This is a genomic window from Ekhidna sp. (assembly GCF_965227465.1).
In the GTDB taxonomy this organism is placed as follows: domain Bacteria; phylum Bacteroidota; class Bacteroidia; order Cytophagales; family Cyclobacteriaceae; genus Ekhidna.
This window is the reverse complement of record NZ_OZ245746.1, coordinates 4,011,226-4,023,965: the sequence shown is the minus strand read 5'-3', so window position 1 is coordinate 4,023,965 and position 12,740 is coordinate 4,011,226. Positions and strand designations below refer to the sequence as shown.

General features: G+C 40.1%; 11 protein-coding genes. 8 read left to right on the top strand and 3 right to left on the bottom strand.

Going from position 1 to position 12,740, the window contains the following annotated elements:
- The first annotated feature begins 116 nt into the window (after positions 1-116).
- From ACO05G_RS17770 to ACO05G_RS17745, 6 genes are all read left to right on the top strand, one after another.
- On the top strand, positions 117-827 hold the full coding sequence (locus ACO05G_RS17770) for a DUF6090 family protein (protein WP_421763952.1): 711 nt from the start codon (positions 117-119) through the stop codon (positions 825-827).
- A 46-nt stretch (positions 828-873) separates the two neighbouring features.
- Positions 874-1,398: an inosine/xanthosine triphosphatase gene (yjjX, locus tag ACO05G_RS17765; RefSeq protein WP_421763951.1), complete on the top strand. Its 525-nt coding sequence runs from the start codon at positions 874-876 to the stop codon at positions 1,396-1,398.
- A gap of 130 nt (positions 1,399-1,528) precedes the next feature.
- Positions 1,529-2,257, top strand: coding sequence for a DUF6090 family protein (locus ACO05G_RS17760; RefSeq protein WP_421763950.1), 729 nt, complete (start codon positions 1,529-1,531; stop codon positions 2,255-2,257).
- A 42-nt stretch (positions 2,258-2,299) separates the two neighbouring features.
- Positions 2,300-3,049, top strand: a complete 750-nt coding sequence (locus tag ACO05G_RS17755; RefSeq protein ID WP_421763949.1) for a DUF6090 family protein — start codon at positions 2,300-2,302, stop codon at positions 3,047-3,049.
- Between the two features lie 8 nt (positions 3,050-3,057).
- Positions 3,058-3,816 (top strand): hypothetical protein, encoded by a 759-nt coding sequence (locus ACO05G_RS17750; RefSeq protein ID WP_421763948.1) that lies wholly within the window; start codon positions 3,058-3,060, stop codon positions 3,814-3,816.
- A gap of 3 nt (positions 3,817-3,819) precedes the next feature.
- Positions 3,820-4,605 (top strand): DUF6090 family protein, encoded by a 786-nt coding sequence (locus ACO05G_RS17745; RefSeq protein ID WP_421763947.1) that lies wholly within the window; start codon positions 3,820-3,822, stop codon positions 4,603-4,605.
- Positions 4,606-4,654: 49 nt separating this feature from the next.
- On the opposite strand, the gene ACO05G_RS17740 is transcribed toward ACO05G_RS17745, so the two are convergent.
- The 3 genes from ACO05G_RS17740 to ACO05G_RS17730 form a co-directional block, all read right to left on the bottom strand.
- Entirely contained in the window at positions 4,655-5,095 is a 441-nt protein-coding gene (locus ACO05G_RS17740) for a response regulator (RefSeq protein WP_421763946.1), read from the bottom strand.
- A gap of 73 nt (positions 5,096-5,168) precedes the next feature.
- Positions 5,169-6,638, bottom strand: a complete 1,470-nt coding sequence (locus ACO05G_RS17735; RefSeq protein ID WP_421763945.1) for an ATP-binding protein — start codon at positions 6,636-6,638, stop codon at positions 5,169-5,171.
- 188 nt (positions 6,639-6,826) lie between these two features.
- Positions 6,827-8,287, bottom strand: coding sequence for a helix-turn-helix domain-containing protein (locus ACO05G_RS17730; protein WP_421763944.1), 1,461 nt, complete (start codon positions 8,285-8,287; stop codon positions 6,827-6,829).
- A 92-nt stretch (positions 8,288-8,379) separates the two neighbouring features.
- Between ACO05G_RS17730 and ACO05G_RS17725 the strand changes: the two genes are divergently transcribed.
- Together ACO05G_RS17725 and ACO05G_RS17720 are read left to right on the top strand one after the other, a co-directional pair.
- Positions 8,380-10,278 carry a malate synthase gene (locus tag ACO05G_RS17725; RefSeq protein WP_421763943.1) on the top strand — a complete coding sequence of 633 codons (1,899 nt, stop codon included), beginning with the start codon at positions 8,380-8,382 and terminating at the stop codon, positions 10,276-10,278.
- Complete coding sequence (locus tag ACO05G_RS17720) at positions 10,275-12,539, top strand: isocitrate lyase/phosphoenolpyruvate mutase family protein (RefSeq protein ID WP_421763942.1); 2,265 nt, start codon at positions 10,275-10,277, stop codon at positions 12,537-12,539. Before ACO05G_RS17725 ends, ACO05G_RS17720 begins: the two co-directional genes overlap by 4 nt.
- Positions 12,540-12,740: the final 201 nt, after the last annotated feature.

Sequence of the window (12,740 nt, the reverse complement as noted above, 5' to 3'; positions counted from 1 at the left end):
TCACTTCGTTCGGAATGACAGGTTCATTTACTATCTTCAATCGATTAAATCCACCAATCGCCTAATCATCAAATCGTAACATGCTCTTCCTCCTCCGCAAAATCCGCCGAAAGCTTATGCAAAAGAATAAAGTCACTACCTACCTGCTCTATGCTATCGGTGAGATCGTATTAGTGGTTATTGGGATCTTGATTGCGGTGAGCATCAATAACAGAAATGAAGAAATAAAAGCCAGAAATAGATTAAAAGAAACGATCACTGCCTTTCGAGATGACTTAGCACAAGACACACTTTTAATCCATAATCGAATCTCTGAAGTTAAGCATCAATACCTCTTAAATGAGCGGCTAAGAGACCGAGTGGCTAAGCCTTCTTCAACAATAGATACATTATTGAAAATTGTGCGAAGTGAGTTTAACCCCAACTGGACTGAGCCTTTGAGATACAATACAAACAACTACAATAGCTTGATCAATTCTGGTTTAATTGAAATCTTACCAGACACACTAAGAACACAAATAAAAAATTTTTACAATCAGAAATTTTCCAAAATCAACCTGGTAGAACGCATCACTAATGATTACAGAGGCAAACTCGCCACTTATGTCAACACCTACACTTTTGGATCCACGCCACTGCATGATCAGGGTCCTCTTATCGATTCATTAGTTTGGAGCAATGTAGATTATGGTCATCTTGCTGCCTCCTTTCAAGGTTTGAGTAATTTCAAAAGGATACTTTTCACTCTTACAAGGGATGAAATGGAGTATAGCAGTGAATCATCAAAAGCACTAATTCTTCAAATTGATCAATACCTCCTTAAGTAATGTTGTTCCTACTTCGCAAAATCTATTTTTAATCACTTAGAACAATATGAAAGTCATTGTTGCCTCTAAGAATCCTGTAAAAATTGATTGTACCCAAATTGGGTTTAATCAGGTATTCCCGAATGAAGAAATCAGTGTGGAAGGAGTCGCCGCTCATTCAGGTGTGGCTGATCAGCCCATGACCAATGTAGAAACTATGCAAGGCGCCAAAAACCGTGCACAGCATATCAAAAACGAATTTCCTCATGCCAATTTCTGGGTAGGCATTGAGGGTGGAATTGAAGATACCAATGCTGGCATGGAAGCTTTTGCATGGGTGGTCATTCTTGCAAAGAACCAAAAGGGTCAGTCCAGAACGAGCACGTTTTTCCTGCCCCCAAAAGTCAGAGCGCTAGTCCTTCAAGGTGTAGAACTTGGGCATGCCAACGATCAGGTTTTTGAAGATCATAACTCGAAACAAAAAGGCGGGGCAGTAGGCTCACTCACCAATGGATTGCTGGGAAGAACCGCTTATTACGAACAAGCAGTCATTTTAGCATTGATTCCTTTTGTTAATAAGGAGCTTTATTGAGGATAGTATTTCCATAGAAATTCAAAGGGGTGAATTAGAATTTACTATCTTCAATCGAATAAATCCACCAATCGCCTAATCATCATATAGGAACATGCTCTTCCTCCTCCGAAAAATCCGCCGCAAGCTTATGGACTCAAAAAAGATAACCTCATACCTATTATATGCCATTGGAGAGATCTTTCTTGTTGTCATTGGGATTTTCATTGCAATACAACTGAATAACCTCAATGAAAACCGAAAACTGCAGAATAAGAAAAATGTCTACTACTGTAAGCTTTTGGAAGATGTGAGACAGGACCAACACCAGCTAGAAAGACTTATTCACGAAACGAATGAACGTATTCACCACAGTAATAAACTATTGGGATTACTGCAGAAAGAGGCATTGGACCCGCTAGAAATCGCAAACGAAATGCTCGCTTCTGTTTCCCTTGTGACATTCACGTTCAAACCAAGTGTATCTGCTTTTGACGACATTAAATCAAGTGGAAATATTGGATTGTTGGATGAGGAAATCAAGGAAAAACTATTAGCCTATTATTCAAATATTGAAGGAATAGTGGACGTGGTGGATATCAACTCTGATCAGGCCGTCAGGCTTTTTTATGATACAGAGAGTTATTCCAAAATCGGTTGGCCATTGATCTCATTTGTGGATGATGCTATTGATTCTTCTTTGGTTGACAAAAATCAGTTGGCCAAACTGGTGAGAGCAAATCAATCGTACCGCGATGAGCTGATAAGTGATGCGATCTATTTTATTGGGTCAGGTGCCCGGGTAAAGATGTTGTATGAAAACCTAAGTGAAGATATTTTCACAATGGAGGGATCCCTTAAATTGAAATGTCAAAACTAACCGTCTATGCTCTTCCTCCTCCGAAAAATCCGCCGAAAACTTATGAGTAAAAATAAAGTCACTACCTACTTATTGTATGCCATCGGAGAAATTGTGCTGGTCGTAATTGGGATTCTGATTGCGGTGAGCATCAATAACTGGAACAACGACAGGAAAGACAGAAAGGCAGAGGAAGTGTTGCTCATTCAATTGCAATCAGAGTTTGAAAGCAATCTTGCTCAGCTAGAGGAGAAGATGCAGATAAGAAGTAATGCAATTAGAGGCGTTTTGAGGTTACTGGATTATGTGGATCATCCGGAAAAACGCAATGCAGATAGCACCTTGCTTTTTCTAGGACAGACGATCACCGCCCCCACGTTTGATCCCATTGTCAACGACCTGATAAGCGCCGGACGACTACAGCTTTTGACCAATGATACCCTGAAGACCATGCTTAGCCAATGGACCAGTGAAATCATTCAGGTTAAAGAAGAGGAGGATGCCTGGAAACAAATAAGAGAGACGCGCTATTTTCCTTATTTGATCAAGGAAACTTCTTTCAGAATTCTGCTCAACAGCTATTTTGAAACCGGTCAGTTTGATCTACATCTGATAGATAAGAATGCATCACTTCGTGTGGCCATTGCCAAGGATCAGTCCATCGAATCAATAATGGACATACTAGATCATCCAGATTTTGAAGACCACATAGCCGATTGTGCTGCATTCCACTCGGTAGCAAATGTGCAATCAGAAATCATGAGAGATCGAATCATAAGTATCCTTGATATTATTAAATCACAGCTCAAATAAATTGGACTATGCTATTCCTCCTCCGAAAAATCCGACGAAAACTCTTAGCTCAAAATAAAGTTACTAGCTACCTATTTTATGCCATTGGTGAGATCCTATTAGTCGTGATTGGGATCTTGATCGCCGTGCAGATTGACAGGTTGAACGACCAGCGAAAAGTAATGGCAGAGGAGGAAGGCTACCTCAAAAGATTAATTGCTGAAAACAAGCAGGACATTGGTAATTTCTCCAGGCTGATTGACGATTTGAACGTAGCTATGCAGTCCATCGATACATTCTGTGCTGCACTAAATGCCAAATCAGCTAGCGATTCCTTAATTCTTTATGCCGTTGAGGAATATATGAACTATGGGAGTATTGTCCCTTTATTCAGCTCGTCCCGCTCCACCTTCGATGATCTTTCAAATACAGGTAATCTTAAAGTGATATCGAATGTCACATTACGAGATCAAATTATCCATCATTATGCCGAAGTATTGGAGGTTCAGAAACGAATGAACATCAACTCTGACTGGGCACTGGCTTTGGATATGGCCTTTATTAACGAAACCTACGGCATGAAATATGTCCCCATCACCGCCCACCTTTTTCCAACAAAAACAAAAAGGCAACTAGCAGATGAGCTGAGGAAAAACAAACTTCAATATATCAACAATGCTGCGGTCGGGTATTGGGCTGATACGGATGCTTTGAACTTGCTAAATATACTTAAGCAAAAATCCAATGAACTAATCATTCAAATTGAAAACGAATTAAACCAACATTAACAAATGCTCTTCCTCCTTCGAAAAATCCGACGAAAGCTATTATCTCAAAATAAAGTTACTAGCTACCTATTTTATGCCGTTGGTGAGATCATTCTGGTAGTTGTGGGGATATTGATTGCTATAAGCATTGACAATTGGAACCATAAGAATAATGAAACAGCCCAAGAGCAAATCATTCTAAGGCAACTACAAGCCGAATACGCAGAAAATCTGAAACAGCTGGAGGAAAAAATGTACATGAGAAATCAAATGCTGGAAGCTGCTAATCGCATTCTATCATACATTGATAATCCAAGTGGAGTTCACAGAGACTCACTCATTTTTGATATAGGCATGGTCATAAGGGATCCCACATTTGACCCGATCCAAAATGATTTGATTGCATCTGGAAACATTCGATTGATTCGCAATGACACCCTAAGAAAAATACTCTCCAACTGGACCTCTGATGTGTATCAGGTTCAGGAAATTGAGCTCGAATGGCAAAAAATCAGGTCAGAATTTATCAATCCTTTTACGATAGAAATTGGTATACAAAGAGATATTGCAGACATCATCTGGAAGGATGGTTACACTCCAGTTGAAGCATTGGATCAAAACATCAGTATTGTAAACAAGGTAGGTCCATCTAAAAAGGCTCCTTCCACCAGAGAAATCCTTCAAAATCGAGAACTAGAAGGCATTGCAGCTATAACCATTACTTACAGTCAAATTGGTAACATTCAATCGCAGGCCTTAAGAGACCGCATTCTCTTGATAAACAATTATATCTCTCAAGATCTACATTAAATGTCAGCGAATTAAACCCCTTTTATAACCAAAATCGAATTAGACTCGTCTAAAAAGCCGTTAGTTCATTAATCACTTCTTGTAAACGTTCTTCTGTTAAATACTTTGGTATAAAGCCCTTTACTAAAGAATATGACTCTGCCTTCTTATGATCATCAGGATTTAATGAAGAGCTAAGAATATATAAATTCAGCCCACAATCAGCCCCACCTTTCTCACTCATTAGCTCATCAAGAAATTCCCAGCCATCCATACCCGGCATATTGATATCCAGAAAAATTAATTCAGGCAATCGTTCCGAATTCCTAATCAGATCTAAAGCTTGTTCACCACTTTGTGCGACCTCCACTTCGGATACCAGCCCGGATCTTAAAATTGTCCTCTTCTGTAGAAAATTACAATCCTTATCATCATCTATCAGGATTATTTTTTTGATCATGTAAGGCCCCAAAGCCATGAATTTGTTATCATTTGATGATAAAAATAGCAATTTAACGTTTAGTAATTCTTCATCCTTCGAACAAACATCTTTCTGGAGTTTGATGAAGATATGTAGGTAAAACTTATTCAGGATTAATAGTGAAATGAAACACAGAACCTTCGCCTAATTTTGATTCCACCCATATGGTACCATGATGGATCTCCACAATCTTTTTACAATTTGCCAGCCCTATTCCCGTGCCCTCAAACTTAGATTCATCGTGTAGTCTTTTAAAAATGACAAATATTTTTTCATCATATTTCTTTGCGATTCCAATCCCATTGTCTTTTACTGCAAAAGAGTAACTATCGGGAGCTAAAGTTTTGGCTGAGATTTCAATTTCCGGTTTGACATCTGGTTTTTTAAATTTCAATGCATTAACCAGTAAATTTTGAAATAATTGCTGTAGTTCAATTTCATATCCTTTTAAGACAGGTAGTTCTCCTACCTGAACTTTGGCACCCGTTCTTTTTATTGTAGAGTCAATATCTCTGAGCACTGCTTTTACCAGTTTATTGCAGTCAACTTTTACGCGTTCTTTTTTGCTGCTCAACCTAGCATAGCCCAACAAACCCTTAATGAGTTTGTTCATCCTGTTAGCAGAATTAGAAATGGCATTCAAATAATTCATGGCCTCTTTGGGTACTTTATTTCCAAAGTCTTCGTCAAATGCTTTAATGTAGTTAATGATGGTAAGCAAAGGGTGCCGCAAATCATGAGAGGCTATGTAAGCGAACTGTTCCATTTCTTTGCTCTTGGCTTCAAGAATTGAAACTCTCCTTATCAGTTTTTCATTTTTTTCTCGCTCCGTCACATCCTGACAGGTACCAATCATTTCTATGACCTCTCCTTCTTCATTCTTAAAGACCTTCCCCTTGAGGTGTATTAGTTTAACCTCACCATCCTCACGTAGTATCTTATGATAGAAATGATAAAACTTTTTGTCAGCAATGATCGATTGTACTCGCTCCGATACAAATGCTACATCATCAGGATGAACGTAACTAAAATAGGTGTCGTAGTTTAGGACCCCTTTGTCATCTCTACCAAAAATCTTAAAAAGGTTATCAGACCATATCACATCATTGGTAATTAAGTCCCACTGCCAGTGCCCAATAGAAACAATCTCCTCAGCGAAATTGAGCAAATGGTTTTTACGTACGAGTTCATTTTCAACTCGTGTCTGTGTGCTAATATCTCTAATATTGAGAAGCACAAGATCCTTTGATGAAGAGAGATAAACTATGCTAACATTTACCGGAAACTCAGAATCGTCTGGTTTCAGTGCTGTCAAGTCAATTTTTTCAACGAAATCCTCATCTGATTTTTCGCAAAAATCATCTAAGATTTGCTTAATGTTCTTGCGAGACTTTACCGACAAGATTTTATCAACAGATCTAGCTAGCATATCCTGACCTGAACACCCAAATAATCGAGATGCAGACTGATTCGCAAACCGTATTTGCCCATTTCTTTTAATGAGAAGAACCGGGTCAGGAAGTTTTTCTAATAATGCTATCTGGTCATCTGATATATTGTAGCCATCAGTCATATGGAAATCTTGTTAATAAGAGAACATTTTAAAACCATTGTTTATAATCCAAAGGCATGCTCCTTTCAGTCTATCTTAACGGAAATTAATCATAAATTAATTACTCCCCTTTTCAACCTTCCTATTGGGATTTTGATTCTTTGAGAGTATTAAGGAAAAAACATCTTCTACGTGTGATATAAAAGTGCCTAAAGTTTCTTCAACTCCTCTTCCAGCTCTTCCTCAAGGTTTCTTTTATTAACGATCGTAGGTGGTGCTACCCGATGTTCACAATCGGGAATGGAACACTGCTCACAGGTGGTATGTACCGTTCTTCTACGCAAATCAGGGTCTTTCATAAAATTAAAAGCCCCCCTTAGCGATTCATTCATCGATAGTCCTAGTGTAACGCTGGTTCCATTGTGGTTGTCAAACCGGTCAGGTTCTGCAATAGAAATACAGAAGTAGGCATTATCCGTTTGCCAGTATTCAGAAACCTGCGCGTCAATCACATAATTGGATTTGACACTGTTCAATTGTTTGATGCTACTGATTGAGACCCATCGATGACACAGGTGTTCTTCCAATTGGTTTTGATACGGTTTATGCAAGCCTGAAAGATGCAATTCCTTCGTTATGCGATAATTGACAAGACCCTTTGTATTATCCAGTCGGATAAAAAACAGATTGTCGATACCGAAGTGTTTCGGTAAAATATTGGTGAGTCTCTGTAATAGTGTCTCCGGTGTAACCTGATACTTTTTTAGTATGCTTTCAATCAATTTGGGATTCCAACTAGTGGCTACAGACAATTTTTGTAGGTCTTTAACAAGTTCTCCTGAGCTCATCAGTAAGGAAGCTGCAAAATAGGAAGCTCTGAAATTATTTAAGAGCTTTTCAAAAGATGCTTCCTTGTTCAGCGTTGTTTCATGTGGTCGTTCACCAATGGCTAAATGCTGAAATCCCAGTTCTTTCGCAATCAGAAACTTTTGTTGTTCCTCGCTAAGCTGGCTATTAACATATAGCTTCTTTGCCGATTCAGAATAGTATGAACGAAAACGTCTCAGCTTTTCATGATTGCCCAATTTGGTATCATCTATTTCAATCGAGAAATTATCATTCAATAATTGCTTCAAAGAAGTCAGAGAAGGAATTCCTTTTAGTTTGGTAGTTGTTCTAAAATCTTCAGCTGCTTTTTCCAAAGAGAGGAAAAAATTGTCGTGCATATCCTGATACGATCGCAGTGCTACCCTGTAAAAATGCTCCTTTTCAATCTGGTAGCTCCTAACCATTTTCAAAATGGTGCTGATAAAAGCACTGATCTTATCCGGTGAATTGCTGAATATATCTATCAGCTTTTCCAGATTCAAGCCAAACTCTTCTGTAGGAAAATATTTAAAAAACCCGGAGTTTAATAACTCCACCACTGGACGTAGCTTTTTATCTGCCTGCGTACTTACCAACTCATCATAGCTCACCTCAAAAGCCTCTGCAAGCATTCGGATCTTATCCGGTTTCGGATATTTCTTCCCTTTTTCAATGTCATTAAGATAGGAAACAGATAGCCCCGTTCTATTAGAAAGCTCCTGATACGATACCCCCACACTGGATCGAAGGTGCTTCACCTTAAACCCCATAATCAACTTCAAAACGTCATTATCCGAAATCATGCGGTGAATTTAGATATTAAAAGAGTAAAAAATAATATTAGCGGAATTTCCGCTTTTAGATTATTTTAATATATTTGGTAAAAATTCAACCTATGTCACAATTACATATTCACCCGGATCGACTAATTGATTATCGAGATATCTACACAGATGATGCGCTAACTGCTCTTGAATACCTGGCCGCCTTTAATGAACAGCAGAAAGAGCTAATGAAACTTCGATCGGATCGAAGAAAAGTTCGGATCGAGTCTGGTGAAATGCCACATTTTCTTCCGCAGGAAAAAACCATTGGCAACAGTTCACTCACTGTAAAAGATGCGCGTGAAGGAAACTTTGAAGGAGCAACCATCCCTAAGGACTTGCAATGCCAGTGGATTCAGGGTACCGGACCAGCTGCCAAACCAAATGCTTCTTTAAAGTCAAGCATTCGAAATGTGGCCTACGCTCTTCTTTCTGGTGCAGACGGCTGGATGTTTGATGGAGAAGATGCGCTTGGGCAAATAGACTCTATGTCTTTGGATAATATTCGAAATCTCAAACTAGCCATTTATCAAGATCCGGTTTTTCTTGAAGTTGCCAAACATGTTGCTCAGGAAATGAACCATTGGTCAAATGGCTTTTTCGGAAAAGAAATTGTAGCTGACTCACAACAACAACTTGACTTTACTACCATCATTTACCGGGTGAGGGGACTTCACCTGGATGATCGACACATTACCATGGAGGATGGAGCTTCTTTCTCTGCCTCTATCACAGACTTAACGCTTTATGTTGTCAACAACTATAAAAAACTTTTATCAAGTGGTCGATCTGTTGTGCTGTATCTCCCCAAAATTCAAACGGCAGATGAAGCAGCTTTTTGGAACGAATTAATAACTGCATTAGAAATTCATCTAGAGATTGATGAGGGCACGATTAAAACGTATGTGCTTGTTGAGCAGTTGGAGGCCGCCATGCAGCTCATGGAAATACGAGCTGCCCTGGGCAAGCACTTTGTAGGATTCAATACCGGCCGATGGGATTACATAAATAGCGTATCCGATGCATTGGCTGGAGTACCATACTTCATCAACCCAAACATCGAATCCATCACAATGGATTACAGCTATATGGCTGCCTATGAAGACCGGGTTCGCCGCGCAGTAAACACCCCTGATAACAATGGAAACTTTGCTTTATGGCAAGGAGGCATGGAACCAAATATTCCTGTCGGCGGAGAAATTGGTGTTGAAGAAAGCATGAAAAAAGCTGTTGCCGGAGCTGAACGAGAACAGTACGCCGGAGCATCAGGAAAGTGGGTTGCACATTGGAAAATGGTGCACATTATTCGCCCGGTTTGGGAAAAAGTAGGTGCCGCAAACCAGTTGGGAAGAACATTTGATCCGCTGACCTACACAGAAAAAGATGAAAATGCACTCATGAACTTGTCAGATGCACCTAGAACCATTCGAGGAGCAAGAAATCTGTTAAGTGTTGCATTGCAGTACGGTAATGCCTTTTTGCAAGGATATCAGGCAGCTGCACTTAAGCCGGCAGACTTCTTCGGTGATGATAACATACTCTACCTCATGGAAGATATGGCAACAGGAGAAATTCGAGTGAGCGTCCTGTGGGAGTGGGTGCATAAAAAAGCCAAAATGACGGAAGCAGATAAAGAGGTCAACTTAATAAAAGGTGAGTCTTTTACAAGAGCATTGTTTGATCGCTTGCTTGAAGAAGAATTTGAAAAGCTGATGAAAGCGAACAATCGTGATGTTCATAATGACTCCAAATTGACAACCCTGCCTATTTCTAAGATGATTGTCTCACGGCTGGTTCATGACTCAACCAAAGCTCCGTGGTATATAGACCTGCTCAATTTGAACTTAAACAACACAGACTTCAAGATTGCTGAGGAACGTGTTGACGCATATTTCCAACAATTAAAAACTACTGGCCATCGAATCACAGCTAATCTGGATTTGGTGACGCTTAAACCAATTCACGTATGAAAAATGAATCAACCGTATTCCAGGAGACTGTTGCCGAAGTAACTAATTTTTTCAAAAAATCCAGATTTGACGGAATAAAGAGACTTTATACTGCCAGACAAGTAGCAGAGCAGCAAGGAACCATCTTTCAGGATTATTCAATAGCAAAAGCAGCTGCAAAAGATTTTTTCCAAAAGCTTAGGGAAAAATATTCAGAAAAGTCTTCCATAACCACTTTTGGCCCTTATTCACCTGGCCAGGCGGTCATGATGAAGCGTGCAGGAATCGAAGGAATTTACCTTGGAGGCTGGGCTACCTCCGCCAAAGGTTCCGCAGATGAGGATCCGGGTGCCGATCTCGCAAGCTACCCGCTAAGTCAGGTGCCAAATGAAGCCGCCTCAATAGTTAGGGCACTACTTGCAGCAGATAAAAATCAACGATTTCATCGGTGTAAAATGACTGAGGGCGAACGTAAGGAAACGCCCATGATAGACTTTTCGCCATACATCATTGCGGATGCGGACACAGGTCACGGAGGTGATGCACACGTCCGAAACCTGGTTAGAAGATTTGTGGAGGCAGGTGTGCCAGGCTATCATATTGAAGACCAGAAACCGGGCACCAAAAAGTGTGGACACCAGGGAGGGAAAGTGCTTGTTCCATGCGATGAGCAAATCAAGCGATTAAATGCAGCCCGTTTCCAATTGGATGTTATGCGTGTAGAGGGAATAATCGTGGCACGAACCGATGCTGAGGCGGCCACTTTGATGGAATCTATCAGTGATGAACGTGATCAGCCATTTGTACTAGGCGTTACGAATCCAAACATCCCAAGCTACAAATCGGTACTTATAACGCTACATGTCCTTTTAAATGAATATGGCATTGACACCTATGGGCATATGCTTTATAGTGAGCAAGTCATTGCTTCACAGGCAAGAAAATGGCTAAATGGCATTGGGATAGAACAAAAAATTCAGGAGTATTCAGAGATTCTTAAAACAGATGAGGCCATCACTTTTGAGAAAGCACTTAATGAGTTGATTGACTTTGTTGTGGGAGAATGGGAAAAAGATGCTGTAATAAAAACCATTGGTGATGCTGCAAAACAAGCCATCGTACTTGCTATGAGCGATGGCCTTGAATTGGACATTGCCCTTGGATGGGAATGCGAGATAGAAAAAATGTCCATCGCTGATGTTAAGGCCTATCTTAAAGAATTGGGGATTTCATTTTACTGGAACTCTGATGCGATGCGATCTCCGGAAGGATATTTTCAGATCAAAGGTGGCATCCCATTCGCCATTGCGAAATCTCTGGCTGTGGCACCCTTTGCAGATATTTTATGGATGGAAACAAAAACCGCAGACTTAGCAGACGCGAAAAAGTTTGCAGACGCCATTCATGCTGAGTTTCCGGATAAAATGTTGGCTTACAATCTTTCCCCTTCATTTAATTGGGATTCTACTGGTATGACGGAAGAAGAGATGATGGCATTTCCATCAGAACTTGCTAAAATGGGCTTTGTCTTCAATTTCATCACGTACGGAGGTCACCAAATTGACGGATTGGCTGCTGAGGAATTTTCAGATTCATTGAACAATGAAGGCATGCTCGCACTGGCGAAAGTTCAGCGCAAGCTTAGACTGCTGGATTCTCCATACAAAACCCCTCAGACCTTAGTTGGTGGTACCCGATTAGATGGAGCCCTTGCAGCTTCGTCAGGGCGAACTGCGACGACAAGAGCCATGGGTAAAGGTTCCACGCAATTTCAGCATTTGCTGCACACCGAATTGCCCCTTTCGACTCTTAAAAAATGGCTACACGAATGGAAAACGATCAATGAAATTAATGTGGAACTAAAAGTGAAATTAAAGCCCCAAAGCATGGGATCGTCAACACTTGAACTTTCCGTTTCATCTAATAAAGAAATGATAGCCAATATCGTCTTCAGTACATTAGTTGATCGTAACAAGGTGGCTATCCTTTCAATCAGGGATCAAAACACGTTTGCTGCTAAATACAGAAGAAAAAGATTAATGACGCTGATCCATATCTTCTTGCTGAATCGATTCCACTCGGACAAAGTCCATTACCTCACACCTACAGTAGATAATGTGAAACAATGCGAGGCGATGGCCAAACGTAACATTTACAGCAATGTCCATAAGGAAGTTGGGAACATTATCGTAGCTGAAGTTCAAAGAGATGATGTGGTTGCCTATGTAAATCAGGAAAACAAGATCAAAGATTTATTGCAGATCGGTCAGCTTGTACTCTAAACAAACTCCTAATCTCTCCTTCTTTACTACAGATAGAGCGCCTCAATCTTGAGGCGCTCTTTTTTTTGCCGCTAATAAAAAGAGGAGCGGCTTCTATTTTGTCAATATGGGCTATTAAGGCCGTATAGTTATTCAGGAATTTTGTCTATTGAGTTCCTTTTTTTCCTCTTTTCTTCTGAGTGTGGGTAAAACTTAGAATTA

Excerpts from the sequence above, each read along its gene's own strand:
- ACO05G_RS17770 (WP_421763952.1), top strand. The coding sequence starts at position 117 with ATGCAAAAGAATAAAGTCACTACCTACCTGCTCTATGCTATCGGTGAG.
- ACO05G_RS17730 (WP_421763944.1), bottom strand. The coding sequence starts at position 8,287 with ATGATTTCGGATAATGACGTTTTGAAGTTGATTATGGGGTTTAAGGTG.
- ACO05G_RS17720 (WP_421763942.1), top strand. The coding sequence starts at position 10,275 with ATGAAAAATGAATCAACCGTATTCCAGGAGACTGTTGCCGAAGTAACT.
- yjjX (WP_421763951.1), top strand. The coding sequence starts at position 874 with ATGAAAGTCATTGTTGCCTCTAAGAATCCTGTAAAAATTGATTGTACC.
- ACO05G_RS17755 (WP_421763949.1), top strand. The coding sequence starts at position 2,300 with ATGAGTAAAAATAAAGTCACTACCTACTTATTGTATGCCATCGGAGAA.
- ACO05G_RS17760 (WP_421763950.1), top strand. The coding sequence starts at position 1,529 with ATGGACTCAAAAAAGATAACCTCATACCTATTATATGCCATTGGAGAG.
- ACO05G_RS17745 (WP_421763947.1), top strand. The coding sequence starts at position 3,820 with ATGCTCTTCCTCCTTCGAAAAATCCGACGAAAGCTATTATCTCAAAAT.
- ACO05G_RS17735 (WP_421763945.1), bottom strand. The coding sequence starts at position 6,638 with ATGACTGATGGCTACAATATATCAGATGACCAGATAGCATTATTAGAA.
- ACO05G_RS17725 (WP_421763943.1), top strand. The coding sequence starts at position 8,380 with ATGTCACAATTACATATTCACCCGGATCGACTAATTGATTATCGAGAT.
- ACO05G_RS17750 (WP_421763948.1), top strand. The coding sequence starts at position 3,058 with ATGCTATTCCTCCTCCGAAAAATCCGACGAAAACTCTTAGCTCAAAAT.